This is a genomic window from Microbulbifer mixtoriginis (SeqCode), assembly GCF_052467945.1.
The window spans coordinates 2,919,168-2,945,328 of record NZ_CP174328.1 but is presented as its reverse complement, the minus strand read 5'-3'; the positions used below and the strand labels follow the sequence as shown (position 1 = coordinate 2,945,328).

General features: G+C 54.0%; 25 protein-coding genes and 1 other RNA gene. 19 read left to right on the top strand and 7 right to left on the bottom strand.

Annotated features, from left to right (window positions below; translation table 11 throughout):
* Positions 1-55 precede the first annotated feature (55 nt).
* Entirely contained in the window at positions 56-496 is a 441-nt protein-coding gene (locus ACJJIJ_RS12945; RefSeq protein WP_252082986.1) for a Z-ring associated ZapG family protein, read from the bottom strand.
* Between the two features lie 357 nt (positions 497-853).
* Here ACJJIJ_RS12945 and zapE point away from each other — a divergent pair, with 357 nt between their 5' ends.
* The 9 genes from zapE to ACJJIJ_RS12900 all read left to right on the top strand — a co-directional run bounded on the left by zapE (position 854) and on the right by ACJJIJ_RS12900 (position 9,269).
* Positions 854-1,978 carry a cell division protein ZapE gene (gene zapE, locus ACJJIJ_RS12940; RefSeq protein WP_444937566.1) on the top strand — a complete coding sequence of 375 codons (1,125 nt, stop codon included), beginning with the start codon at positions 854-856 and terminating at the stop codon, positions 1,976-1,978.
* Positions 1,979-2,105: 127 nt separating this feature from the next.
* Positions 2,106-2,534 carry a 50S ribosomal protein L13 gene (gene rplM, locus ACJJIJ_RS12935; RefSeq protein WP_152454552.1) on the top strand — a complete coding sequence of 143 codons (429 nt, stop codon included), beginning with the start codon at positions 2,106-2,108 and terminating at the stop codon, positions 2,532-2,534.
* Positions 2,535-2,549: 15 nt separating this feature from the next.
* Positions 2,550-2,942 carry a 30S ribosomal protein S9 gene (rpsI, locus tag ACJJIJ_RS12930; RefSeq protein ID WP_252082984.1) on the top strand — a complete coding sequence of 131 codons (393 nt, stop codon included), beginning with the start codon at positions 2,550-2,552 and terminating at the stop codon, positions 2,940-2,942.
* A 301-nt stretch (positions 2,943-3,243) separates the two neighbouring features.
* Positions 3,244-3,843: a ubiquinol-cytochrome c reductase iron-sulfur subunit gene (gene petA / locus ACJJIJ_RS12925; protein ID WP_444884041.1), complete on the top strand. Its 600-nt coding sequence runs from the start codon at positions 3,244-3,246 to the stop codon at positions 3,841-3,843.
* Positions 3,840-6,041, top strand: coding sequence for a ubiquinol-cytochrome c reductase (locus tag ACJJIJ_RS12920; RefSeq protein ID WP_444937565.1), 2,202 nt, complete (start codon positions 3,840-3,842; stop codon positions 6,039-6,041). Before petA ends, ACJJIJ_RS12920 begins: the two co-directional genes overlap by 4 nt.
* Positions 6,042-6,145: 104 nt before the next feature.
* Entirely contained in the window at positions 6,146-6,772 is a 627-nt protein-coding gene (locus tag ACJJIJ_RS12915) for a glutathione S-transferase N-terminal domain-containing protein (protein WP_252082981.1), read from the top strand.
* 25 nt (positions 6,773-6,797) lie between these two features.
* The gene (locus tag ACJJIJ_RS12910; protein ID WP_252086012.1) at positions 6,798-7,193 is read left to right on the top strand and encodes a ClpXP protease specificity-enhancing factor; all 396 of its coding nucleotides are present in this window, start codon (positions 6,798-6,800) and stop codon (positions 7,191-7,193) included.
* 167 nt (positions 7,194-7,360) lie between these two features.
* Entirely contained in the window at positions 7,361-8,539 is a 1,179-nt protein-coding gene (locus tag ACJJIJ_RS12905) for a GGDEF domain-containing protein (RefSeq protein WP_444937564.1), read from the top strand.
* Between the two features lie 106 nt (positions 8,540-8,645).
* Positions 8,646-9,269: a Yip1 family protein gene (locus ACJJIJ_RS12900; RefSeq protein WP_444889628.1), complete on the top strand. Its 624-nt coding sequence runs from the start codon at positions 8,646-8,648 to the stop codon at positions 9,267-9,269.
* Between the two features lie 19 nt (positions 9,270-9,288).
* Here ACJJIJ_RS12900 and ACJJIJ_RS12895 read toward each other — a convergent pair whose 3' ends face one another.
* Positions 9,289-11,184 (bottom strand): M48 family metallopeptidase, encoded by a 1,896-nt coding sequence (locus ACJJIJ_RS12895; protein ID WP_444937563.1) that lies wholly within the window; start codon positions 11,182-11,184, stop codon positions 9,289-9,291.
* Positions 11,185-11,187: 3 nt separating this feature from the next.
* Entirely contained in the window at positions 11,188-11,784 is a 597-nt protein-coding gene (locus tag ACJJIJ_RS12890) for a LemA family protein (RefSeq protein ID WP_444884045.1), read from the bottom strand.
* 178 nt (positions 11,785-11,962) lie between these two features.
* On the opposite strand from ACJJIJ_RS12890, the gene ACJJIJ_RS12885 reads away from it, so the two are divergent.
* Positions 11,963-13,153, top strand: coding sequence for a thiolase family protein (locus tag ACJJIJ_RS12885; protein ID WP_444937562.1), 1,191 nt, complete (start codon positions 11,963-11,965; stop codon positions 13,151-13,153).
* 128 nt (positions 13,154-13,281) lie between these two features.
* Here the strand turns inward: ACJJIJ_RS12885 and ACJJIJ_RS12880 are convergent, their stop codons facing one another.
* The 4 genes from ACJJIJ_RS12880 to ACJJIJ_RS12865 form a co-directional block, all read right to left on the bottom strand.
* Positions 13,282-13,872, bottom strand: a complete 591-nt coding sequence (locus tag ACJJIJ_RS12880) for a BON domain-containing protein (RefSeq protein ID WP_252082975.1) — start codon at positions 13,870-13,872, stop codon at positions 13,282-13,284.
* 3 nt (positions 13,873-13,875) lie between these two features.
* Positions 13,876-14,466, bottom strand: coding sequence for an SIS domain-containing protein (locus tag ACJJIJ_RS12875; protein WP_226645585.1), 591 nt, complete (start codon positions 14,464-14,466; stop codon positions 13,876-13,878).
* A gap of 63 nt (positions 14,467-14,529) precedes the next feature.
* Entirely contained in the window at positions 14,530-14,892 is a 363-nt protein-coding gene (locus ACJJIJ_RS12870) for a YraN family protein (RefSeq protein ID WP_252082974.1), read from the bottom strand.
* Positions 14,879-16,792: a penicillin-binding protein activator gene (locus ACJJIJ_RS12865; protein ID WP_444937561.1), complete on the bottom strand. Its 1,914-nt coding sequence runs from the start codon at positions 16,790-16,792 to the stop codon at positions 14,879-14,881. The genes ACJJIJ_RS12870 and ACJJIJ_RS12865 overlap by 14 nt, the downstream gene beginning before the upstream one ends.
* A gap of 39 nt (positions 16,793-16,831) precedes the next feature.
* Here ACJJIJ_RS12865 and rsmI point away from each other — a divergent pair, with 39 nt between their 5' ends.
* The 9 genes from rsmI to mraY all read left to right on the top strand — a co-directional run bounded on the left by rsmI (position 16,832) and on the right by mraY (position 26,158).
* Positions 16,832-17,674, top strand: coding sequence for a 16S rRNA (cytidine(1402)-2'-O)-methyltransferase (gene rsmI, locus ACJJIJ_RS12860; protein ID WP_444900066.1), 843 nt, complete (start codon positions 16,832-16,834; stop codon positions 17,672-17,674).
* 69 nt (positions 17,675-17,743) lie between these two features.
* Positions 17,744-18,111, top strand: an RNA gene (rnpB, locus tag ACJJIJ_RS12855) — RNase P RNA component class A.
* A 465-nt stretch (positions 18,112-18,576) separates the two neighbouring features.
* Positions 18,577-19,020 (top strand): division/cell wall cluster transcriptional repressor MraZ, encoded by a 444-nt coding sequence (gene mraZ / locus ACJJIJ_RS12850; RefSeq protein ID WP_252082971.1) that lies wholly within the window; start codon positions 18,577-18,579, stop codon positions 19,018-19,020.
* Positions 19,021-19,032: 12 nt separating this feature from the next.
* On the top strand, positions 19,033-19,965 hold the full coding sequence (gene rsmH, locus ACJJIJ_RS12845; protein ID WP_444937560.1) for a 16S rRNA (cytosine(1402)-N(4))-methyltransferase RsmH: 933 nt from the start codon (positions 19,033-19,035) through the stop codon (positions 19,963-19,965).
* A 4-nt stretch (positions 19,966-19,969) separates the two neighbouring features.
* On the top strand, positions 19,970-20,245 hold the full coding sequence (gene ftsL / locus ACJJIJ_RS12840; RefSeq protein ID WP_252082969.1) for a cell division protein FtsL: 276 nt from the start codon (positions 19,970-19,972) through the stop codon (positions 20,243-20,245).
* 165 nt (positions 20,246-20,410) lie between these two features.
* Complete coding sequence (locus tag ACJJIJ_RS12835) at positions 20,411-22,171, top strand: peptidoglycan D,D-transpeptidase FtsI family protein (protein WP_444937559.1); 1,761 nt, start codon at positions 20,411-20,413, stop codon at positions 22,169-22,171.
* Positions 22,168-23,697 carry a UDP-N-acetylmuramoyl-L-alanyl-D-glutamate--2,6-diaminopimelate ligase gene (locus ACJJIJ_RS12830; RefSeq protein WP_444886948.1) on the top strand — a complete coding sequence of 510 codons (1,530 nt, stop codon included), beginning with the start codon at positions 22,168-22,170 and terminating at the stop codon, positions 23,695-23,697. The genes ACJJIJ_RS12835 and ACJJIJ_RS12830 overlap by 4 nt, the downstream gene beginning before the upstream one ends.
* Positions 23,694-25,073, top strand: a complete 1,380-nt coding sequence (locus ACJJIJ_RS12825) for a UDP-N-acetylmuramoyl-tripeptide--D-alanyl-D-alanine ligase (RefSeq protein ID WP_444937558.1) — start codon at positions 23,694-23,696, stop codon at positions 25,071-25,073. Before ACJJIJ_RS12830 ends, ACJJIJ_RS12825 begins: the two co-directional genes overlap by 4 nt.
* A complete protein-coding gene (mraY, locus tag ACJJIJ_RS12820) occupies positions 25,073-26,158 on the top strand; it encodes a phospho-N-acetylmuramoyl-pentapeptide-transferase (RefSeq protein WP_252082965.1) in 1,086 nt (361 codons plus the stop codon). The genes ACJJIJ_RS12825 and mraY overlap by 1 nt, the downstream gene beginning before the upstream one ends.
* Positions 26,159-26,161 lie beyond the last annotated feature (3 nt).

Genomic DNA, 26,161 nt, shown 5'->3' with positions numbered 1-26,161 from the left:
TTTTTCGATTTTACACCGTTGCGAAAAATAGAGCTTATTGGGTTCTTGTTACTTGTTAGCTGCCTGCGTGGGCCTCTTTCTCCAGGCCATAATCTTCATCGAGGGTGCCTTTGGCGCCGGGCTCTTTCGGTGCCCAGTCTTTCGGTGGTTCCATCTCTTGAAGTTGCTTGTCGTCTTCTTTCAGTTTGCCGCTACCGGCTTCAAGCATTTGTCGGCCTATATCCTGGTTGGAGAGGCGTAAAGCGCTATTGGATAGATACTCGTGAACGTCTTTGTAACTTTCGGTCAGGTTGTGAACCAGCTGAGAAGTTTGGTCAAAGTGTTCATTGACCTGTAGCTGGAAATCCTCGAGCTTGCTATTGGCCTCTCGCAGGCGCTGTTCCAGCTCTTGGGTGCGGTCAATACTGGAGCGCCCGCGAATCGCCAGGTAGGCTAAAAAAGCACCCAGCGTCATTCCGAGAATGCCAACTAAAATTAATACCGATGTAGAGTGCACTTCCTACCTCCCGAACTTGCTCTTATATGGCACTGGCGATCCCTGGTGCATGATTATGGATGGCGGTTATTTGGACCGCGATACTGTCTGAGGCCCTGGATGGTCAACGTTAAGTGACTGTCGCCCAATGTTAGCGGGCCCAGTATACGCGATTATTAATCTGACAATTAAGGTTGTTAGTTATTTGCGACACGCCAATTTACCGCCAGTTCCGAATTGCCGGTATAGGCTGGCGAATCGGACGCGGGTAGGACTTGGCTGGGTTCGCCGATGCTGTACCTTTGTCGCCTAGGCGGCTTTGTGGTGAATTTGGTAGAGTGCGCGCCTGTGATTTAGCTGTTGAAGAAATTTTCATCTATGTTGCCCGCCAAACCTCTCTTACTTTCCCCTCTTGAGCGCTATGAGAATGACCTACAGCGCCCTGAATTTTTGGAGGACTCGTCCCAGAGGGCAGCGGTTCAGGAGCTGCAAGATCTGCACCTGCGCCTGGTGGCAAGGGTTGAGCGAGGGTTTCTTGCCGGGCTAGTCTCACGTCTGCGCGGCGCCGATGTTGGGCCTGAGCGCGGGCTCTACTTCTGGGGTGGGGTGGGGCGCGGTAAAACCTATCTGATGGATGCCTTTTATGAGTCCCTGCCGTTTGAGCAGAAGCAGCGCACCCATTTCCACAGGTTTATGCGCCAGGTTCACCAGGATCTGAAGGAGTATGCCGGGGAGAAAAACCCGCTGGAAAAGGTAGCTGACAAGATTGCGCGAAGGGCGCGTGTGCTCTGTTTTGATGAGTTCTTTGTCTCAGATATCGCTGACGCTATGATCCTGGCGGGCCTTTTGGATGCCTTGTTCCGCCGTGGGGTGGCTCTAGTGGCCACCTCTAATATCGTGCCGGAAGGGCTCTATAAAGATGGTCTACAGCGAGCCCGTTTTCTGCCAGCTATAGAACTCCTTCAGCAACACACCAAGGTGGTGAATGTCGATGGTGGCACCGACTACCGGCTGCGCACCCTGGAGTTACTGGAGCTATACCATGCTCCACTCGACAGAGCGGCAGACGAAAACCTGTCCAACAGTTTCTCCCGTCTGATCGTGGATGGTTGTGAGGTGCGCAGTGATGTCGACTTGCAGGTTGAGGGGCGTCCTATCCGCGCACTGAAGGTGGCAGATGATGTTGCCTGGTTCAATTTTACAGATCTGTGCGATGGTCCTCGCTCACAAAATGACTATATAGAGTTGGCCCGGGAATTTCATACAGTGCTGTTGGCGGCGGTACCGAAGTTTGATGAGCGCATGGATGCCCAGGCGCGCCGCTTTATCAATTTGGTAGATGAATTCTACGATCGCTGCGTCAAGTTGGTGATCTCTGCAGAGGTACTGGCCGAAGAGTTATATGGAGGGCAGCACCTGCGTTTTGAGTTTGAGCGCACGGTCAGCCGGTTATTGGAAATGCAGTCCAGGGAGTACCTGGAGAGGGCGCATCGCCCGGAATAGCCTCGCTTGCCGAGAAGGGTGGGCGCCCCAGAAATCGCTTGAAAAGCGAGCACTCCTTTTGTACTATCCGCGCTCTTTTGTGGGACGGCCCCTAAAACCAGGGGGTCATATTACAGGTGTTTATAACATGAAGACATACAGTGCCAAGCCAGAAGCGGTAAAACGCGACTGGTACATTGTTGACGCTGCGGACAAGACCCTCGGCCGTATTTCTGCCGAGATCGCACACCGCCTGCGTGGCAAGCACAAGCCTGAATACACGCCCCACGTGGACACTGGTGATTACATTATTGTGATCAATGCCGAGAAGGTTCGCGTGACCGGCAATAAGGCCAAAGACAAGATCTACCACAGCCATTCCGGCTACCCCGGTGGTCTCAAGTCCATCAGCTTTGAAAAGCTGATCGAGAAAGCGCCCGAGCGTACCATTCAAAGCGCCGTTAAAGGCATGCTGCCGAAGGGTCCTCTGGGTCGCGCCATGTTCAAGAAGCTGAAAGTATACGGCGGTAGTGAACATCCTCACGCGGCACAACAGCCGATTGAACTGGCGATCTAAACGGGAAGAAATCTGATGGCAACTACTCAATACTACGGTACCGGCCGCCGCAAGACCTCCACCGCTCGTGTATTTATCGTGCCCGGTGAAGGAAAGATCAGCGTAAATGGTCGCGACCTGGACGAATACTTTGGCCGCCAGGTAGCTCGCATGATCGTGCGTCAGCCGCTGGAAAAAGTAGACATGGTCGAGAAATTCGACATCATCGCAACTGTAAAAGGTGGTGGTTCCTTTGGCCAGGCGGGTGCAATCCGTCACGGCCTGACCCGCGCCCTGATGCAGTACGATGAGGAGCTGCGTCAACCGCTGCGCGCCGCTGGTTTTGTTACCCGCGACGCCCGTGAGGTTGAGCGTAAGAAAGTGGGTCTGCGCAAAGCGCGTAAGAAGCCGCAATTCTCCAAGCGTTAAGCTTTCTTTTGGGCCCGGCAATTGCCGGGCTTTTTTCTATCCGGTAGTTGTGACTTTGAATACCCATTTGGGAATTGTTCAATTTCTCGCAATTTCACCGCGCAATTCCAGGCGTTCCCCAGGTCTTTGCCTTGTATCAAAATGGCATTTTCTTTAACATTGCGCGGATTTGTATCCGCTTGATTTGTGGGGTTTATTCGCGCGGGCAATCTGCCGGAGCGGGACTTCTTTCAAGACTTTTTGGGTTTGGGCCAGCGCATTTCCGGTCTGTCCGGGATCGCTGTGATGGGAGAACTACGTCATGAGTGATGACGGTGTAAATGTAGGACGGCGCCGTTTTTTAACCGCTGCTACCTCTGTAGTTGGTGGTGCGGGTGCGGTTGGGGTGGCCGTGCCTTTCGTCGCTTCCTGGAAACCGAGTGCCAAGGCGAAAGCTGCGGGCGCTCCGGTTAAGTACAACATTAGCAAACTTGAGCCGGGTCAGATGGTCACCGTTGAGTGGCGCGGCAAGCCGGTATATGTGGTCCGTCGTACTGACGAGATTTTACAGGACCTGGAAAAGGTGGAGCCGCTATTGCGAGACCCCAATTCCGAAGAGTCTATCCAGCCGGCTTATGTAAACCCGGAAAACCGCTCTATCAAGCCGAAGTTGTTGGTTCTGGTTGGTCTGTGTACTCACCTGGGCTGTGCGCCTATGTACCGTCCCGAAGTCGGTGCTGCCGACCTGGGTGGTGACGAATGGATGGGCGGTTTCTTCTGTCCCTGCCACGGTTCTAAATACGATATGGCTGGCCGTGTATACGCCGGTGTTCCGGCGCCTACCAATCTGGAGGTTCCGCCTTATTCCTATGAGAGCGATGCTGTAATCGTGATTGGTGTAGACCAGGAGGGCGCTGCATGAAATGGCTAGCAAATTTCGGTGACTGGGTTGATCAGCGTCTGCCGATCTACCAGGCCTGGGATAAGCATATGGGCAAGTACTATGCGCCCAAAAACTTTAACCTCTGGTACTTCTTCGGCGTATTCTCCCTGCTCGTACTGGTCAACCAGTTGTTGACCGGTATTTGGCTGGTAATGAGTTTTAACCCCTCTGCAGAGGGCGCCTTTGCCTCCGTTGAATACATCATGCGCGATGTGGAGTGGGGCTGGTTGATACGCTATCTCCACTCGACAGGTGCGTCTGCCTTCTTCGTGGTGGTGTATTTGCATATGTTCCGCGGTCTGATGTACGGCTCTTATAAGCCGCCCCGCGAGCTGGTGTGGATCTTCGGTATGTGTATCTACCTGGTGCTAATGGCCGAAGCCTTTATGGGTTACGTACTGCCCTGGGGTCAGATGTCCTACTGGGGTGCCCAGGTGATCGTGTCCCTGTTTGGTGCGATACCCGGTATCGGTGACAGCCTGGTGGAGTGGATTCGTGGTGATTACCTGATTTCAGGTATTACCCTGACCCGATTCTTCTCTCTGCACGTCATTGCGTTGCCGTTGGTGCTTGTATTGTTGGTGGTATTGCACATTCTGGCGCTGCACGAAGTGGGCTCTAACAACCCAGACGGTATCGAGATCAAGAAGAACAAGGACGAGAACGGTATCCCCAAAGACGGCGTGCCTTTCCACCCCTATTACTCTGTTCACGACCTGGTAGGTATTGCAGTATTCCTGTTTATCTTCGCCACCGTTGTGTTCTTCTTCCCAGAAATGGGCGGTTTCTTCTTGGAGTATGCTAACTTCGAAGAGGCAAACCCGCTGAAGACACCGCCACATATTGCTCCGGTTTGGTACTTCACACCGTTCTACGCCATCCTGCGTGCGGTAACTATGGATATCGGCCCGCTTACCGCCAAGTTCCTTGGCTTAGTAGCGATGGGGGCGGCTATTGCGGTGTTGTTTGTACTGCCCTGGCTGGATAAGAGTCCTGTGCGCTCCATCCGCTACAAGGGTTGGTTGCCTAAGGCGTTGCTGTTGGTATTTGCTGCAGTATTCATCATCCTGGGTTACCTGGGGGTTAAATCTCCTACTCCGGATCGCAACTTCCTGTCTCAGGTCGCGACTCTGTTCTACTTCGCCTTCTTCCTGACCATGCCGGTCTGGACGAATCCGAAGAGCAAAAAAGGCATTGGTTCCTGGGTTGTAAGCATCGGCTTCGGTGTGCTGTTCCTGTGGATGGCCGTTGCCAATCTCTCTGTGAATACTTTCATGGCTGTGGTAACCCTTCTACTGGCTGGCTTCTTTGCCGCTCTGCCGTGGATTACTAACCGCGATGACGTATATCCGGAGCCTGAGCGTGTAACCAGCCCGTCTGGCGCCAAGACTTTCGGTATCCTGTTTATTGGTATCGTGGTTGTCGGACTGCTGACCCTTATCCCGATTAAGGCGGTAGGTGCCGAGTCCAGTGTTGAGCTGGACCACATCAATATCGACCTACAGGACAAGCCGTCTCTGCAGCGCGGTGCCAAGTACTTCGTCAACTACTGCATGGGTTGTCACAGTGCCAACTATTCCCGCTGGGAGCGCGTTGCCACCGATCTGGATATCCCCAATGAGTTGATGATGCAGAACCTGGTTCTGGGCAACGATAAGATTGGTAATCTGATGGAGATCTCCATGCGTCCGGATGACTCCAAGGTGTGGTTCGGTGCCACACCTCCGGACCTGACGCTGGTGGCCCGCTCCCGCTCCCCAGAATGGCTCTACACTTATCTCCGCAGTTTCTACAAGGATGACAGCCGGGCTACCGGTGTGAACAACCTGGTATTCCCCAGTGTCGCTATGCCCCATGTTTTGATGGAGCTGCAGGGTTTGCCGGAATGTGCCCCGGGTCCTAAGCGCGACCACGGCAAGATTGTGCGCGATGAGTTGGGCAACCCCATTATGGATGCCGATTGTGGCAGCCTGAAAGTCGGTAGTGTGAAGGGCTCCATGAATCCTGAAGAGTTCGACCAAGCTATGTATGACTTGGTTAACTTTATGGAGTACATTGCTGAGCCTATGGCTGAAGATCGCAAGCGCATTGGTTTCTACGTGCTGGCGTTTATTTTTGTATTCTTTATCTTCGCCTGGCTGTTGAACCGCGAGTACTGGAAAGACATACACCACTAAGTTTCGCCGGTTTCTCTTTGATGGGTGGTGGAGTTGCTCCGCCACCCTTTTATATTTTGAAAAGGTTGGCGCTCGCCGACCAACTAGTTTGAGGTAGATTGAACATGGGTGTGCCTACCAACAAGCGCTCCTCGATGACCTTCTTTTCCGATGGTCGCAGTCACTACAGCCACCGCGTGCGCATTGTGCTTGCAGAAAAGGGAGTTTCCGTCGACATCATTGATGTTGATCCCGATGATAAACCAGCCGAGCTCGCTGACCTCAATCCCTATAATTCTTTGCCCACCCTGGTAGATCGCGATTTAGTATTGTTCGAAACCAAGGTAATGATGGAATATCTGGACGAGCGTTTCCCGCATCCGCCGTTGCTGCCTGTGTATCCGGTTGCCCGTGCACAGAGCCGCCAGATTATGCACCGCATCGAGCGTGACTGGTGCCCGCTGGTAGATAAAATCTTGGCCGGCGGCAAAGATGTAGCTTCTGCGCGTAAAGAGCTGCGCGATAGCTTCGTTGGTATTGCGCCGATGTTTACCGAGTTGCCCTATTTCTTTAATGAAGAGTTCTCTCTGGTCGATTGCTGCATGGCCCCGCTGCTGTGGCGTCTTGAGCAGTTTGAAGTCAGTTTGCCTAAAACCAAGCAGGTTAAGCCGTTGCTGGATTATATGGATCGCCTATTTGCTCGCGAAGCCTTCCAGCAGAGCCTGACTGAGTACGAACGGGAAATGCGTTGAGGACACTTTTGTGAGTAAGCCGGCTATGACATCCAATCGCCCTTACATTTTACGGGCGTTCTATGAGTGGATAACCGATAACCGGTGCACTCCCTATATTCTGGTGGATACCCATTTGTCTGGAGTCTTGGTGCCTCAACAGCATGTTAACGACGACGGCCAGATTGTGCTGAATGTCTCGGAAAGTGCTGTGGTTGGCCTGACCATGGATAACTATGCGATCAGATTTAATGCGCGTTTTGGTGGCGTGCCTACCGATATACAAGTCCCGGTAGGGGCGGTTATCGGTATCTATGCCCGTGAAAATGGGCAGGGCATGGTGTTCGAGCCTGAAGAGACCCCGGAACCGCCGGAGCCGACACCGCCTACCAGTTTAGGCAAAAAGTCGGTGAAAAAGCCCTCTTTAAGGGTGGTGAAGTAGTCGCATCAGGATTTCGAAGGGGGCTGTTTTGCCCCCTTTGTTGTTTTTACTCTAGCTTATCTTCGCTCCTCTCTTTTTCTGTGAGTTATTTCTGAGAATACGTGCTTGCTAGTTGCGTAAAATTGCCTGTTATTTTTTAGTTCCTATTCATCACCATGCCGTCGTATTTGCAGTGGCTGCGTTTTAGCTGGATACCTGGGCTGCTTCTGGGTTTACCGCTTGTCCAATACTTACCCTGGCTTGATTTGGCCTTTCTGCACAATGCCCAGCTGCCATTTCTCCTGTTGGTAGGGGCGCTGCTACTCAGTTTTTTTTATCACTCCAGCCGGGTTGGTTTGGCCGCATTGCTGCTGATGGCTTTCTATGGGGCGACTCGCCTGGACTGGTTATTGGGGTGGGAGCAGGACCTACCCATTTACCTGGGGTTGATAGCTCTCAATCTGATGCTATTTAGTTGTAGCCGCGATCGTAGTATCTGGGGCTATTTGGGTGGTGTCTGGCTATTGGCGCTTCTTGGGCAGGGGATGGGGCTCTTTTGGATGCAACAGAACTTTGGTCCACTGTTGCAGCAGTTCTCGTTGCCACACTTGCCGGCTTGGTCGTTTGCCTTTGAATCGTTCACCTCCCCGCTACCACTTTTGGCCTGTATGGCGGCTTCAATGGGGGCATTCGCTCTATTGATCCTTTACCCAGGACCAACGGCCATGGGGTTGCTAAGTTGCAACCTGCTTATGCTTTATGGGGTCTGGAGTGGGATGCCCTTGATTCCTCTGATGTCTGTAGCGGGCTTACTTCTTCTAACTTCGTTGCTTGGGAGTAGTTATGAGTTGGCTTTTCGCGATGAATTGACCGGGGTTAAGTCTCGGAGGGCGTTTCGCTATCAAATGCTTACACCGGGGTGGCACTATTGCATTGCGATGATTGATATCGATCATTTTAAAAAGCTGAACGACCGCTTTGGGCATCAGCTTGGAGATCAGGTGTTGCGGATGGTGGCTACCCAAATCGCCAGATATGCACCGGGGCAATTATTTCGCTACGGTGGTGAGGAATTTGTGTTGCTGATACCGGGGCGTGACCGGGAAGCGGCAGAGAAACAGCTGGAATTTATGCGGGAGGAAATTGCCTCTTACCCTATGCATCTGCGCTCAGGAAAACGTAGCTCTGGGAATAAATTTTGGCGTTCTGAGAACCGTACGGGCCAGCAAGTCAAGGTAACCGTTAGTATCGGCCTTGCCCAGAAAAGCAGGAGATTGAGAAGGGCTGAGGAGATTCTAAAAGCTGCGGACCAGGCACTTTATAAAGCTAAGCGCAGTGGTCGAAATCGCATGAGTATCCACCTTTGATATAAATCAACCTGATTTGAAAGTGGCGCTTAATTTCTTATTTGCATTGGTTATTTTCGCGCCGACCCCCGATACTGCAAAGCAGGGTATTAAAGGGAGAATAAGCGTGCGGTTACTCAGTCACACTATTGGTATTTTGACCAACCCAGAGAAAGAGTGGAAGGCTATACGGGCGGACAGGCATTCTTTCTTCCAGGTGTTCATGACCCATGTGCCATTTCTAGCTTTGATACCTACAGTTGCCGGTTATTTTGGTGTAACTAGGGTCGGGTTTGAAGTAGGCGGGCACTTGGCGAAGCTGACCCCTGAGAGTGCGGCGGTTTTATCAATCGTTACCTATTTTGCTCTTTTGGTTGGTGTTTATTTCCTAGGGGAATTTATCAACTGGATGGCCAGGTCCTATGGGGTCGAGGGGGATGAGCCCACTAGGCACTATGAAGGTACAGCACTCGCCGTTTTTATCACCACACCGATTTTTCTTGCCAGCATTGTCGTGCTTTTCCCACACCCCTGGTTGACCATGGCTGCGGTCGGAATTGCGGGTATGTATTCCATCTATCTGGTGTTTGCAGGCATCCCCATTTTGATGAATATGAATAAAGAGCGGGCCTTCCTTTATGCTTGCGCAGTGTTGACCGTGGCCTTGGTGTTGATGGTCACAGTGCTAATCACCTCCGTTATTTTATGGAGTGTGGGCATAGGCCCAATCTATCAGCACCACGCGCCTTAAGAGTAAATAATTTGCCAGGCTAGTTTTCTTTTAATACTAGGGGCGGCATAGGGCAATCCAGGCTGTCCGCTACCGCTCTGAGCAACTCAATCTCTTCCGCCTTGATAATGCCATTGTGGTTTAGAGTGTAAACCAAAGCTTTTAGCAGTAAGGGCTTTTCTAAAGGCTTCATTTGACTGGCTATAGCGATCGCTTTGTCCAGATGCTGCAGATCGATATCTTTGCGGCTTGGCAGCGGGGTGACCTCTAGCTGTAAAAACTTTAGCCCCTGCTCGTAGGCGCGTTTTGCCGGTAGGTACTCGCTATTACCCGCATGGGCAATGGCTGCGATCAGGAAACGAGATGCATCGGTACCAGCGCCTTTCTTGTTGGAAAGACGCTGCCGATCGGGACTCTCTTCCATGGCGTGCATCAATACTCGATACAGGGCCCACTCCCAGATCTCAATCTTTCCATCGCTGCGCAATAGTTTAATCAGGTTTCTCTTGAATACCTGGTATTGCTGTGGAACCAGTACTTTGAGTGCGGGTACGCAGAGATCTAAAAGCGGCAGGCGCGCATTGTCGGGCAGGGCTTTTAGTTGTGGAGCTAACCTGTGCATTTCTCTTACTACCGCGGGATGGGCGATTTTCTTCAATAGCACCATCTGGGCCTCGCGCTCGCTCTCCCCGCTGTGCAGCAGCAGATGATAAATCAGGGCACGAGCGATGAAGGGGTCGTGAGCAGCCTGCAGGATAGCGGAGGGGATAGATTCCAGTAGCTGACGGCCGTATTGCACTTGTTGTGCACTGGGGCAGGCAATACTGTTGTCCACCGCTTCCAGGGCGACCTGGAAGGGGGCTGAGTCGACGAAACGGATAGTTGACTCGGAATTTGTTTCTTTAGTTTGCGTTTGTGCAGTGGAGCTTCGCTCATTGAGGTAGAGGCCATTCCAGCTAGGTTCTAGCCGCGCTATGCGTTTACTCAGGGGAGGGTGGCTGGCGAACAGGTTGAAAAATGAGCGCTTTAGGCCACTGCTAAAAAACATATGACTGAACTCAGCCGCTCTGCCACTGCTGAGGTTTGAGCCAGTGCTGTAGCCGCCAATTTTTTTGAGGGCGTTGGCAATACCTGCGTTGTTGCGGGTGAACTGGACCGCAGAGGCGTCTGCAAGATATTCCCGTTGCCGACTCACAGCGGATTTGATTAGGTTGCCGAGTAATGTGCCTGCATAGCCCAACATCATCAGGGCTAGGCCCAAAGCAAACAGGGGTATACGGCCGCGGTTATTACTGCTGTTGGGGTAGATGCAGCGCACCAGCCAGTGACCCAGCAGGCCGATAATCAATATGCCGTTCAGTAGGCCGACGATACGGATATTCAGACGTGTGTCGCCATTGAGGATATGGCTGAACTCATGCGCCACCACGCCCTGCAGCTCGTCTCGGTTGAGATTTTCAATGCAGCCGCGTGTAAGACCGATCACCGCATCGCAGGGCTTGTAGCCAGCGGCGAATGCATTGATGGCTTGATCTTCAATCAGGTAAACATCCGGCACCGGGGTGCCGGATGCGATGGCCATCTCCTCCACCACATTCAGGGCGCGCTGTTCGGCAGGGCCCTGAGGGGCGATATTGAGTTTGCGCCCGCCCAGCGACTCCGCCACCACTTTACCGCCGGCGGCCAGCTGCTGCAGTTTGTAAAAGCTGCCCAGGGCCACGATAGTCACAATGGTAAGTGCTATGTAGCCCACTGTCTGCCAGCCGAGCAGTTGCTCGATCGCCAGTGGGGAAAAAGCCTGGCCGCGGGAATACGAAACCACAGCGGCAGCCACCAAGGTGGTCAATCCAACCAGCAGAATTAACGCCAACGTAAAGAGTCCGACTAACAAGCCGCTGTTGCGCCTGGCCTTATCCTGGTACTCGAAGAAGTTCATCGCTTAAAACTCAATTCGTGGCGCTACCTGGATGGCTTCGCTGTCGGCAAACTCCAGTAAGCGGCCGTCGGCGCGGTGACCAAAGAATCCCGCCAGTAGAACGGGGGGAAAGCTCTGTTTGTAAATGTTGTAATTGGTGACTGCGTCGTTAAAGGCTTGGCGGGCAAAGGCAACCTTATTTTCGGTGCTGCTCAGCTCCTCGTTGAGCTGCATCATATTCTGGTTGGCCTTTAGATCTGGATAGGCCTCCATAACAGCATTGAAGCGGCCCAGAGCGCTGTTTAGGGCACTTTCAGCACGGCCGAGGTTGTCGATCGCGCTGGCGTTGGAAGGGCTGGCTGCCGCGGCCTTCAGGTCGCTAATGGCGGTGTTGCGTGCACTGACCACCGCTTCAAGGGTATCCCTCTCATGCTGCAAGTAGCCCCTGGCGGTTTCCACCAGGTTGGGGATTAGATCGTGGCGGCGCTTAAGCTGCACCTCAATCTGAGCGAAGGCATTCTCGTTGCGATTTTTTAGGGATACCAGCCGGTTGAAGATGCCGATCCCGTAGAACAACAGTGCGGCCAAAACAACCAGAACGACGATGCTTGAAATCTCCATAATCCCCTCGCCACTTTTTCTTGTGATTGGCGTCGATAGTAACATGCCCCGGTGGCGATCGAGACGTATTGCCCCGGGGTTCTGGCGGAACGGGGTATGGCTTCGGCTATAATGCCGCGACATTAAAAACAATTGCCGCCACGACAGGGATGGCGGCGCTGAACTGGGAGCAGACAGAATGAGCGATGTAACCTCAGATCCAGTAGTGATCGTTGGAATGGCACGCACCCCAATGGGTGCTATGCAGGGGAGCCTGTCGGCGTTGAGCGCGCCGCAGCTGGGCGCCGCGGCCATTCGCGCGGCGCTGGAAGACGCCGGCGTGTCTCCTGCCGATGTCGATGAAGTACTGATGGGCTGTGTGCTTCCGGCCGGTGTCGGGCAGGCGCCTGCCCGTCAGGCTTCCCTGGCTGCGGGTATTCCCGAAGGCACGCCCACTACCACAGTTAATAAGGTCTGCGGCTCCGGTATGAAGACCGTGATGATGGCCCGCGACGCGCTACTCTTGGGTGAAGGCAAAGTCATCGTTGCCGGCGGTATGGAGAGCATGAGTAATGCCCCATACCTGCTGGCCAAAGCTCGCTCCGGCATGCGCTTGGGGCACGGCGAGGTCAAGGATTCAATGTTTCTTGACGGCCTGGAAAACGCGGCAGATGGCAAGTTGATGGGCACCTTTGCCGAGAGCACGGCCGAAAAATATGGCTTTACCCGTGAGGAGCAGGATGCTTTCGCACTGGAATCCCTGGCTCGGGCTCAGGCAGCCATCGAGAGTGGCAGTTTCGCTCGTGAGATCGCCCCAGTGACCATCGCTTCTCGTAAGGGTGATGTAAAGGTTGATACTGATGAGGCCCCCGGCAATGCCCGCCCAGATAAGATTCCCCAGCTGAAGCCGGCCTTCCGCAAGGATGGTACTGTCACCGCGGCCAACTCCAGCTCTATTTCTGACGGCGCCGCCGCCCTGGTGCTGATGCGCAAGAGCGAAGCGGAAAAGCGCGGTCTCAAAGTGTTGGCGGTGATCAAGGCTCAGGCTCAGTTTGCCCGCGAGCCCGAGTGGTTCACCATCGCTCCGGTGGGCGCGATGCACAAGCTGATGGAAAACTCCGGTTGGTCCGTCAGTGATGTAGACCTGTTTGAAATCAATGAGGCCTTTGCTGTGGTGACCATGTCGGCCATGCGCGAGCTAGATTTGCCCTGGGAGAAGGTCAATGTGAATGGCGGCGCCTGTGCATTGGGGCATCCCCTGGGCGCGAGCGGTGCCCGCATCCTGACCACCCTGCTGGCGGCGATGGAAAAGCGCGATGTGAAAAAAGGGGTGGCGAGCCTCTGCATCGGTGGCGGTGAGGCCACAGCAGTAGCGATTGAGCGGGTATAGGTCCCGCGCGATAGTTAGAAATAAAAAACGGAGGCTTTTGCCTCCGTTTTTTTGCGCTTGTTCTTTTTGACCGATATCACCAGGCTCTTATTAAGGCCTAGCTGCAGTAGCGCGCAGTGGATGTGTTGTTAGTTGATATATTCCACCGCTTTCACCACTTTCTGAACCCCGCCAATCGAGCGGGTGAGGTCAGCAGCGCGCTCGGCCTCGGCTGGGGTGAGCAGTCCCATCAGGTAAACTACTCCGTTTTCCGTCACGACTTTAATGCGCGCACCATCAATTTCTTTGTGAGCGAGTAAGTTGGTTTTTACTTTGGTGGTCAGCCAGGTATCGCTGGTGGAGGCTAGAAAAGTAACTTTACCGCGAACCTGAGTTTCATTGTAAACCTGGCGAACATTTTGTACTTGGCTGGCAGTGCGCCCGGCGAGTAGGCGCAGTTCCTGATCGGGCACCTGTCCAGTGAGTAGCACGACTCCGTTAAAGGAGGTCACATCGATATTTGAGGTCTTCAGATCCGGGTGTGCCTTATTGATATTGACCGTCACTATCGTTTCGATTCTCTCGTCATCGATATAGGTGCCCAGTGAGCGTTTGCCGGGATCTTGTTGAATGGGGCCATCGTGGGTGGCCTCCATAACGGTGCTACAGCCACCGAGTAATGCGGTTGCGGCAAGGGCAGAGAGAAGGCGTTTTCCCAAGGAAAGTTGGTTTTTTTTCATGGTTCAGTCCTCGTAGCCACCAAAAAGGCTGCTGTCGATTAGATCACACAGGCAAAAAATAGTCAGAAGGTGCACCTGGTGTACCTCTGCTGCGACATCAGAAGGCACTCGCAGTTCAATATCGTGTGTGTCTAGCAGGGCTGCACAATCGCCACCGTCGCCACCGGTCAGCGCCAGTATGCCCATATCGCGATCTCGTGCAGCGCGCATGGCTTGAACGAGATTTGAGTCGCGACCATCACTGCTGATAATTACCAAAAGGTCGCCGGGTTGTCCCAGTGCGCGCACTGGGTGCGCAAAGGTATCGGCGCTGCCGTGATTTTGCGCAACGGTGCCCATGGAGACGCCGTCACTGTTAAGGGCCATGGCGGGCAGGCCTGGGCGCTCGCGCTGGAACCCCCCGGTAAGTTGAGAGCAAAAACTCTGTGCCAGGGCGCCGCTGACCCCATTGCCGCAGAGCAGCACCTTGCTCTCTGCCAGCAGTGTGTGCACCACCATCTCACTGGCTTCCGCAATCAGGGGCGCCAGTATCTCACCGGCGTTCATGGTGGCTTCCAGGCTGTGGTGAAAAAGGGTTACGACTCGCTGTTCCATTGTGTCCTTAATACTGGCGAACTGGGGTTCGCCATACTTGGCAAGGTAAATCTCGGTTTTGCCTCAAGCTTCGAAGGCGTTTTTAATCCACTGAATGTTTTGCGCATCGCCCTCTATAGCAAGGACATCGAAGCGGCAGGGACAGTCCAGTTTGTGTTGTTGCAAATAGCCGTGAGCAGTGGCGAGCAGTTTCTGTTGCTTGCGAATATCTACACTGGCTCCGGCCCCGCCGAAACGGTTGTTGCGGCGGAAGCGCACCTCCACAAACACTACAGTATCGCTTTCACGGGCGATAAGGTCTATCTCTCCGTGTCGACTTCGGTAATTTCGTTCGATCAGGGTGAGTCCGGCACGCTGTAAATAGCGTGCCGCGGCGCCCTCCATGTGGGCGCCGATACTGCCTGCGGAGCCTTTAAAAAGTTTCACTATTATCCGCTTGCAGGCTGGGTTGCCGCGCTGGCATCGGGGGTTCTATGGTTGTAATCGGTACCGGCACACCTTTTTCAATTTGAGCCCACATCTGCTCGCGCACTATGCGTCCGTCGGTGCTTAGGCTCAGTGCGCCGGTGAGGCCGTGTACTTTTTGGTCTGGGAATTGGCGCAACATTGGCAGACGCGGGTAGAGGCGGAAAGCATCTGCGCCCAGAGCGTAAAGGCGGGCGAATGCTGCCTGCGGGGCTACCTGCTCTTCGATTTTCCGTTTGGTTTCACTGTCTTCAAACAGCCAGGGCAGTGCGGTAAAGCGCACGCCATTGATATCGCGATCGCGATTTGGGTTAGCCTGGCCGGCAAAAACATGTGAGGTCGCATAAACCGGCAGGTCTCCAGCATAGAAGTAGGTCAACATGGGGTTGAGCTGTCGTGCCTGCTGCGGCAGGGCGGTAACAAAGATCATGTCGACATCACCGCGTCGGCGTGGGGTGAACTCCAGTGGCGCCGACAGGCGTCCCTGGAGTGCCTTCTTGCGTGCCTTACTGTCGGGAATGAGTAGGACATCGCTGACCAGGTCAGAAAATTTGCTGTTATTAGTGAAGGTTTCATTGATGCTTACGGAGCCGCCAAGTTGCTGCCATTCCTCCACGAACGTTTCGGCACCACGCTGTCCCCAGCTGCTATTGGTGCTCAAAACCATCGCTTGGCGATGTCCTTGGCGATAGGCGTGGCGAGCAATCTGGCGAGCTTCATCCTCAACTGCCAGTCCAAATTGGACTAGGTCGCCAGTAAGTCGGCCCCTGTCGCCATAGTTCAGCGCGAGTGTGGGGACGGGTAACTTTTCAGTGGCCAGTAAATTAGCGACCTTACTTTTATCGAGTGGGCCGACAATAAACTGCGCTCCCGCATCTACAGCATTTTGATAAATCTCCTCGAAAGGTTGCTCGGTACCGGTGTCGTACACCAATACCCGAGGCGTTGCTGCACCAGCTTTTAAGGCGGTGTAGTGGGCGGCCATAAAACCATCGCGAATCGCGCGGCCGGCACTGCCCAGTGAGCCACTGATAGGCAGTAATAAGGCAATATTATCTGCCCGCTGCGCAGCTAGGCGTTCCAGTAGTTGCAGTGCCTCGGGTGGGTGGGAATTGGCACTGTGTGCTGGCCAGCGCTCCCGCCAGCGGCTCAGTGCGGTGAGTTGAGAGCTGATATCGGCCTGGGTATCGCGCCCCAGCAGGGCGAGCTGATACCAGCCGCGCATCTGGGTATCGCTGCTACTGTTAACGCGCTGCTGAAGTTCGCTGGAGGGCAGCTGGGTCAGCAGCTGCCAGAAACCGTTGTTGTTCTCGGTGATGCTTTCATCAGATTGGGCCAGGTAGGAAATCTCGCGGCGCTCAGATATAGCGCTATCCAAGTCTCCCAAAAGCCCCCATAGGTCGGCACGCAGGTTTCGCAACGGCAGGGCGGTATCGCGGGGTAGTTGCCTCCAGACGCTGTCGAGGCGCGTCGAGGTTGCTAGGTCTAAAGCCTCGAAGAAATCGTCATTATCAACCAGTAGATGGCCGTAAACCTGGGCGTAGCTGGCAAACAGAGTGTCGTCGAGCTGCTCGGGAATTATTAGGGTTACTGCGTCTTTGGCCGTCTCTTTGTCGCCCAGCTCGTATAGAATAGCTGCCGCTTGCAGACGCTGTTGGTCCCTAGTGGGTGCCGGCAGGGTATTTGCGCGGCGAAGCAGCCGCAGGGCATCACTGCGGCTGACTTGGTGGTTTGCCGGATAGGAGGGCTGGTAGCCCCCTGGCCGTGAGGCTGGAGTCTGGCAGGCAGCTAAGGCCAGTGTCAGGGCGGCGGCTGCCACGCTGGTGATCACAGTAGAGGTACGCCGGGAAGAGGCGAACATATTCTTCTCCCGCAATATTTATATTTGGAGTGAACAGCTATGGGGCCGGATCAGGCGCTGCTATATATTGTTGCTACGCCCATCGGTAATTTGGCCGATATGGTACCGCGAGCGATTGAAGTTCTACAATGCGCCGATCTGGTTGCGGCAGAGGACACACGTCACAGTCAGAGACTCTTTTCCCATTTCAATATCGATACGCCGCTAATGGCCTATCACGATCATTCCGATGGCAAGCGTACGGGACAGATACTACAGCGCCTGGAGCAAGGGCAAACGGTGGCGCTGATCTCCGATGCCGGTACCCCACTAATCTCCGACCCCGGCTATCGTCTGGTGCGCGAGGCGCGAGAAAAGGGTATTCGCGTGGTGCCAATCCCGGGTGCCTGTGCCTTTGTCGCCGCACTGAGTGCTGCCGGCTTACCCAGTGACCGATTTAGCTTTGAGGGTTTTCTACCCGCTAAATCCGGCCCCCGTGAGCGAGCATTACAGGAGTTGGCATCAGACAGTCGAACTCTGGTTTTCTATGAGGCGCCCCATCGGGTCGCAGATACCTTGCAGGCGATGGCAGAGATTTTTGGCGCTGAGCGCGAAGCGGTCATAGCGCGGGAGGTGAGCAAGGCCTTCGAGACATTCCAGTTGATGCCTTTGGGTGAGTTGGTAAATTGGGTGCGTTCCGACAGTAATCAGCAGCGAGGAGAGATTGTATTGTTGGTGCGTGGTGCTGAGCGTCGCCACGACAACGAGCTGGATGGAGAGGCGCAGCGAGTGATGACTCTGTTGCTGGCCGAGTTACCACCGAAAAAGGCCGCCGCTATTGCTGCGGAGATTACCGGTGTTAAAAAGAAGGCTCTGTATAACTGGAGCCTGGAGCAAAAATAAGGCGCTGTCTTTCGCGGTTCAGGGAAAATGCCTGTTGCATTCCGGCTGTCGCCTCATTACTCTTCGCCGCGAGCTGGCCGGGCAATCGCTGTCGCCTTGTGCGATGGAGGAAAGTCCGGGCTCCATAGGGTGGAACGCCAGGTAACGCCTGGGGGGCGCGAGCCTACGGAAAGTGCAGCAGAGAGTAGACCGCCGATGGCTTCCCTCGATTTTGGTCTGGGGAAGCACAGGTAAGGGTGAAAGGGTGCGGTAAGAGCGCACCGCGCGGCTGGTAACAGTCCGCGGCACGGTAAACCCCGTTCGGAGCAAGACCAAATAGGCCCTCTATAGGTGTGACCCGCACTGAGGGCGGGTAGGTCGCTTGAGGTGTCTGGTGACAGGCATCCCAGATGAATGGTTGTCCTCGACAGAACCCGGCTTACAGGCCAGCTCACACATTTCTAAAGCCCGGCATTCGCCGGGCTTTTTATTTTGTTCCCTCTAGCTTGGCATAGTCTTTGGCGGAGAATGGAACGGATGTACCTCTGTTTTTGATCGTGGCGCGCTTACTGGTGCTGTGGCGGCTAGTTTAATATGGTTGACTATTTTGTAAGTGGGCGCTCACTCCATTTTGTTACTTTGTGACAGTGATTTATATGTCATTACTCCCATCTTTGCTGTAGACCCCGATTTTACTGGGGCTTATGCGGACTTTGCGGTCGATTTCCTTGACTTTGCGTCGACCAGTTTTATAGTGTCGAGAGTGGGTAAAAGTGGAAATTCGTGGAACTTTGTGGTTTATTCGTCGCCGGTAAGTGGGCATTTACACAGTGCGGCGTAAGTTTAAATTTTTCCCGCTATCGGCCTGCTGGATGAAGGGGCCTTCCGCGACAATCGCCTAGCAGAGCGAGTGAACTCACAAAGTGTATTTAGGCAGCCATGCAATCAATATGGACGCCAAGGGGCGTCTGGCGATACCGGCGAAGGTCCGCGACCGCTTGCTGGAGGAGTGCGCTGGTAGCCTGGTGATCACAGCTCATACAGAGGAGCGTTGCCTGCTGGTCTATCCGGCGCCGCAGTGGCAGCAAATATTGCCTAAAGTCGAGGCTCTTCCCAGCTTTAATAAGGTGGCGCGCCGGGCCCAGCGATTACTGATTGGTTATGCCTGTGAGCTGCAGGTTGATGGCAATGGCCGCGTTTTGATCCCTCCCACTCTGCGCGAATATGCGGGGCTGGAGAAAAAGCTGATGCTCGTGGGGCAGGGCAAGAAATTAGAACTTTGGAGCGAGGAACGATGGATGTCCTGGCTCGATAATAGTGACGACGAGGAGGGAATGCCCGAGGAAATGGCTTCCCTTTCTTTATAAGGAGTACACCGAGTGTCTCAAGAATTGCATCGCAGTGTGTTGTTGCGCGAGGCCGTGGACGCTCTGGTGACTGACACCGAAGGTTTCTATGTGGATGGGACCTTCGGGCGCGGTGGACACAGCGCTGCGATCCTCGAACAACTGGGCCCCAAGGGGCAATTGTTGGCTGTGGATAAAGACCCCCAGGCGATTGACTATGCGCAGCAGCGTTTTGCTGCTGAGCCGCGCTTTTCAATTTGGCACGGCTCCTTTGCCGATATGGATCTCGCTGTTGGCGAGAGGGCGGGAAGTGTTAACGGAATCCTGTTGGACTTAGGGGTTTCATCGCCCCAGTTGGATCAGGCTGAGCGCGGCTTTAGCTTTATGCAGGACGGGCCGCTGGATATGCGTATGGATACTAGCCGGGGTATCAGCGCAGCGCAGTGGGTGAATACCGAGGCCGAGGATGAGATGGTCCGGGTGTTTAAAGAATATGGCGAGGAGCGTTTCGCGCGGCGAATGGCTGCAGCCATCGTTCGCCGTCGCACTGAAAAGCCCTTCGAGCGAACTTTGGATTTGGCTGAGGTAGTGAAGGCAGCCAATCCAGCTTGGGAAAAGGGTAAGCACCCGGCTACTCGAGTCTTCCAGGCTATTCGCATTCATGTGAATGGTGAGCTGAACGACCTGCAGAGTACGTTGGAGAAGTCTCTGCAGTTGCTCGCGCCGGGAGGCCGGTTGGTGATTATCAGCTTCCACTCTCTGGAAGATCGTATGGTTAAGCGCTTTATCCGGGAAAAGGAACGCGGGCCAAGATTGCCCCGCGGGCTTCCGGTGATGGATAGCGAGATCTCTAAACCCCTGCGTTCAGTGGGCAAAGCGGTCAAGGCTAATACCATTGAGGTGGATGAAAACCTGCGCTCGCGCAGTGCGGTGATGCGGGTTGCCGAAAAGCAGGGTGGGTGCTGATTCTGTGCCTATACGGTCGTTTCTTGGCATTGCTGTGCTCTGGGTAGGTGCAATTGCCTCGGCGTTGGCAGTGGTGTATTCGACTCAGCGCAGCAGAGAATTGACCGCAGAGCTAGGCCGCGCACAAAAGACCCGCGATGAATTGCGTTATGAGCAGGAGCGCCTGCTGCTTGAGCGGGGGGCCTGGTCTGCCTATAGCCGTGTGGAGAAAGTGGCCCGGGAAGAATTAAAAATGCGCATGCCGAGCCCTTCAGAGCAGATCTTGGTGCCAGTGGAGTGATTGGCTTGGTCGGAGTGTAGGCGGCTCTTTTAGGCAGTGTACACCGGAAATTGACTTAATAAGCATAAGAAAATTTGTTTATCGATGCGCTGTCGGGGTACCGGTTAAATCGCCCCGCTGAGAGGTTTGTCCTCAGGATGACAATATAACGCCAATTGGAAAATTATGGGCGCAGTAAAGAAAAAGCAAGTTCAACCGGGAATCGCTCGCTGGCGCTTTGTGCTGGTAGCGGTTCTGTTGTGCCTGCTCGCCCTGGCACTGGTGTCTCACTTGGCGCGGTTACAGGTGGTTCCTGCAGCGGAACGGGGATATCGCTTCCTGCAGGATCAAGGGCGCGCGCGCACCATCCGTACCGAGGAGATAGCCGCCTATCGGGGTTCCATTGTCGATCGCAACGGAGAGCTGTTAGCGGTTAGCACCCCGGTGCACAGCCTCTGGGCCAATCCCAAATTATTGCGCGAGAGCAGTCCCGAACAGGTAAAGCAACTGGCTAAGACGCTGAGGTTAAAGTCGGATAAGTTGACCGCGCGCCTGGAAAAATACCGCAATAAGGAATTTATGTATCTGCGTCGCCACCTGACCCCAGAGCAGGCGGAGCGGGTCTTGTCTCTCGATTTGCCCGGTGTCTATAGCAAAAAGGAATACCGCCGCTTCTATCCCGCCGGCGAGGTGGTTGCGCAGCTATTGGGCTTTACCAATATCGACGATCGCGGTCAGGAGGGCATTGAGCTTGCTTACGATAACTGGTTGTCCGGAGAGCCAGGTGCGCAGCAGGTGGTTAAGGACCTGAAAGGTCGTACGGTGCAAGAGCTGGCTATTCAGAGAGAGGCTCAACCCGGTCAGGAGTTGCGCCTCTCGATTGATATGCGTCTGCAATACCTCGCCTATCGGGAATTAAAAAGTGCTGTGGCAGAAAATGGTGCCGCTTCCGGTTTTATGGTGATTTTGGATATCCACAGTGGCGATGTCCTCGCCATGGCTAACCAGCCCTCATTTAACCCCAATAACCGCAAGGGAGTTAGGGCGGCGGCCATGCGCAATCGTGCCCTGATTGATCAGTTTGAGCCGGGCTCTACGGTAAAGCCTTTGACGGTATTGGCGGCGCTGGAGACAGGTCGCTACAAGCCCCATACCCAAATAGATACAAGCCCGGGTTATATCCGCGTGCCCGGTAAAACTTTGGTGGATCCGGTCAACTACGGCAAGTTGGATCTAACCAGCATTATCACCAAGTCGAGTCAGGTGGGTATTACAAAAATTGCCTTGGATTTGGAACCAAATACGCTTCGAGAACTCTTTTACCGCCTGGGTTTGGGGGAGGCGGTTGGCAGTGGTTTTCCTGGTGAGACGCCGGGAATCCTACCTAGCCGCAGCCGCTGGCACCCAATCGAGCGGGCTAATTTTGCCTTCGGCTACGGTTTAACCGTGAATGGGGTGCAATTGGCCCAGGCCTACAGCGTGTTGGCTAACGGTGGGCTTAAACGTCCGGTTTCCCTGATTCTATCTGACGATAAGCCCGATTCTGAGGCGCAGCGGGTAGTCGAAGGGCCGCTCGTTAAGGATGTGAGTGCCATGCTGGAGACCGTAATTGGCAGCCGCGGCACTGGCCGTCAAGCCGCTGTAGAGGGTTACCGAGTGGCGGGCAAGACTGGCACTGTTCACAAGGTTGGTAGTGGTGGTTATGCCGATAATCGCTACCGCTCAGTATTTGCGGGATTTATTCCCGCAGACAAGCCGCGCCTTGCCGCGGTTGTAGTAATAGACGATCCCAGCCAGGCGAAGTACTACGGCGGTGAAGTGGCAGCGCCGGTATTTGGCGCTGTGATGGCTGGGGCTATGCGCCTGCTGCAAGTACCGCCAGAGCTTAAAGAGCCGGCGGAACGGCAGTTAGCCGCGCAGTTAACCGGAAGGGGTTCAAAGTCGTGACTCAGCGCGAACAATCATTTATCTCCCTGCAGGAATTGGTGCCCGGATACGCGAGCATACCCGATGTACCTGTTAGTGGTGTAGCTTTGGATAGCCGCAAGGTGAAAGCTGGCGATGCTTTTATGGCGTTGCGCGGCTCTGTCGTGGATGGGCGGGAATATATTGATGCCGCAATAGAAGCTGGCGCCGCCGTAGTGTTGGCCGATGGGGACAAACTGGAATGTAAAACCCACAAGGATATCCTTGTGGTTACCGTACCCGGGCTTGCTAAGCGGGTGGGGGAAATAGCCGCGCGCTTCCACGATAATCCCAGCGGAAAAATGCATTTGGTGGGAGTGACCGGCACCAATGGTAAAACTACCTGCGCTTATCTCACCTCCCAGTTATTGGCTCGGCATTTTGGCAGCGCTGCCCTGATCGGTACCATTGGCAATGGCATATGGAATCACGGGGTGATTGAGCTGCATGAGACGGGTCTCACAACTCCTGATCCTGTGCGGCTACAGGAGGACTTTGCTGATTTTTGCCGACGCGGAGTAGGTGCTGCGGCGATGGAGGTTTCCTCCCATGCCCTGTCACAGGGCAGAGTACATGGTCTTATTTTTGATACCGCAATTTTTACCAATCTTTCCCGCGACCACCTGGATTATCACGGCAATATGGCAGCCTACGGGGCTGCCAAAGAGAAATTATTTGGCCTGCCAAAATTAAAGCGCGGCATTATAAATCTGGATGACCCTTTCGGCGCTCAACTGGCGGAGCGTTGCAGATTGCGCGGGTTGCGTGTATTGACCTATGGCTTGCAGGCGGGCGACCTGCATGTGACAGATTTACGTCGTCATGAAAAAGGCTTTTCTGTCCAGCTCAGCTCTCCCTGGGGGAGTGGTGAACTCAATGCATCGCTGATTGGCGATTTCAATATTTATAACGCACTTGCAGTTATCGCTGCTGCTGCTTCGGCGGGCATGCCGTTCGAGGAAATTCTCACGGTTTTTCCCTCTATTCAGGGGGTACCCGGTCGTATGGAGCGGGTTCAAGTCGAAGGTGTCTATGAAGTGGGAGTGTTGGTCGATTACGCCCATACTCCAGATGCATTGCGAGCGGCGTTGGCCGCTGCACGCCCTTATTGCCGTGGGAAATTGTGGTGTGTATTTGGCTGTGGCGGAGATCGTGATACTGGCAAGCGCGCTTCAATGGGGCGTATAGCTTCGGAAATGGCCGATCGGGCCATTGTTACCAGCGACAATCCCCGCAGTGAAGAGCCGCAAAAAATTATCGACGATATCCTCGAAGGTGCTGCCAGTAATATTGAAGTAGAAATTGATCGGGCCAAGGCTATTGGCCAGGCAGTGGCTGCGGCACAGCCGGGAGATATAGTGCTGATCGCTGGTAAGGGCCATGAGAATTACCAGATTATCGGCAGCGAAAAAATTCATTTTTGCGATCGCGAGCAGGCAGCTTCTGCGTTGCTTCGGCGTATGGGTAAGCCCCTCAAGGTTGAAGGGATGAAGGGGGAAGCCCAGTGATTGGGTCGTTATCTCTTAAGCAACTGCAAGAGCGCTTCGGTGGTGAGTTGATCAATGGCTCGGTCGAATTTTCTGAGGTGTGCACAGATACTCGTAAATTAAACCCCCAAGCATTGTTTGTTGCATTGGTTGGTGACAATTTCGATGCTCATGATTTTGTCGGAGAGCTTGATGGTCAGGCACTTGGCTTAGTTGTTGATCGGGAGGTTCGGGGTTGTAGCCTGCCTCAGTGGCGGGTGAAAGATACTACCGTAGCACTCGGACAAATTGGTCTGCTGTGTCGTGAGAAATTCTCTGGTCCAGTAATTGCGATTACTGGTTCCTGTGGCAAGACCACGGTTAAGGAAATGCTATCGGCGATTTTTTCCCAACGCCACACACCTTGTGTGACTGCAGGCAACCTAAACAACCAGTACGGTCTGCCGATAACCCTTTTCGGCCTCAGTGAAGAGCACGATGTACTGATTTTGGAGATGGGGGCGAATGGACCTGACGATATTGCTTATCTGTGTAGTATCGGCAAGCCACAAGTGAGTGCCGTCAATAATGTTATGCCCGCTCATGTTGAAGGGTTTGGTTCTATTGACGCCATCGCCAAAGCTAAAGGTCAAATTTATACAGGGTTGGATGTCGGTGGAACCGCAATTATCAATGCCGATGATAATTACGCAGACTATTGGCGCGGGCGAATGCCCGAAGGTGTGCGCACTTTAGAGGTGGGGCTTGCCAGCCAATGTGAAATCTTTGCGGAAAATATTGTCCTGAATAATAGTGGCTGTGCCGGATTTGACCTAGTGATTGAAGGGCTTAGCTACCCGTTGCAGCTTCAGCTACTTGGAGAGCATAACGTGCACAACGCTCTAGTAGCGGCAGCCTGTGCTTTTGCCGCGGGGATATCGGCAAAAGAAATTGTTCAGGGGCTATCAAGCCTGAGAGGTGTCAGCGGTCGCTTGCAGGAGCAGCGCGGTATTTGTGGAGCCACAGTTATCGACGATAGCTATAACGCGAATCCGGGTTCTGTGGGTGCGGCTATTGAGCTATTGGCACAACGACAAGGAAAACGAATCCTGGTGCTTGGGGACATGGCGGAGTTGGGGCCGGATGCTGAGGATATGCATCGCGATGTAGGTGATCTGGCGCGAGAGCGTGGGCTTGATGCGCTGTTTACCCTGGGACCATTAGGCACTGCTGCCAGCTTGGCATTTAGCCATGGGGGCAATGAGCCCCTGCAGAATTATCGGGAGCGGGAGCCGTTGATCGCGGCTCTGACCCATGAATTAGATAACAACACCACTGTTTTGGTGAAGGGTTCTCGTAGTGCCCGTATGGAACTGGTTGCTCAGGCCCTGCTTGGCAACAGCAGAGGGGAGTCGTAATGCTGCTTTGGCTGGCGGAATTATTACAACAACATGTGAGCACCTTTTCGGTGTTCAATTATTTAACTGTCCGCGCAATTCTTGCGGCCCTTACCGCACTGGGGATTTCCCTGATTGTTGGACCACGTATGATCAACTGGCTGAACCATTTACAAGTGGGTCAGGCGATTCGCGACGATGGCCCTGAAACACATTTGAGTAAATCCGGTACGCCCACTATGGGCGGCACCCTGATTCTCGCCTCGATCTTTGCTTCGGCGCTGCTATGGTCGGATCTTGGTAATCGCTATGTGTGGGTCACATTACTGGTGACCTTTGTCTTCGGCGCGGTAGGTTTTGTCGATGACTATAAAAAAGTTGTACACAAGAACCCCCGTGGCCTCATCGCGCGCTGGAAATATTTTTGGCAGTCCATTGCCGGTTTAGGGGCGGCCATATATTTATTTATGAGTGCGACCAGCCCGGCGGAAACCCAGTTCTTTGTGCCTTTCTTTAAAGACGTCGCTATTAATCTTGGGCCCGTCACCTTTATTTTGCTGACCTATTTTGTAGTGGTGGGTTCCAGTAATGCGGTTAATCTGACCGATGGTCTTGATGGCCTGGCAATTATGCCTACGGTGATGGTAGGCGGGGCACTGGGAATTATTGCTTATTTATCTGGACATGCGGAATTTGCCGATTATCTACATATTCCTGCGATTGCTGGTGCGGGGGAACTCGCCGTATTTTGTGCCGCTCTGTGCGGTGCAGGCTTAGGGTTCCTATGGTTTAACACCTATCCGGCGCAGGTGTTTATGGGGGATGTAGGTGCCCTGGCCTTGGGTGCGGCACTGGGCATCATTGCGGTGATCACTCGCCACGAGATTGTGCTGTTTATTATGGGAGGCGTGTTTGTGATGGAAACTGTTTCAGTCATCCTGCAGGTTGCGTCCTTCAAGTTGACGGGTAAGCGTATTTTCCGCATGGCCCCGTTGCATCACCATTTTGAATTGAAAGGTTGGCCCGAACCGAGGGTAATCGTGCGCTTCTGGATTATCACGGTAATTCTGGTTCTGGCTGGACTGGCAACACTGAAACTCCGATAAAAA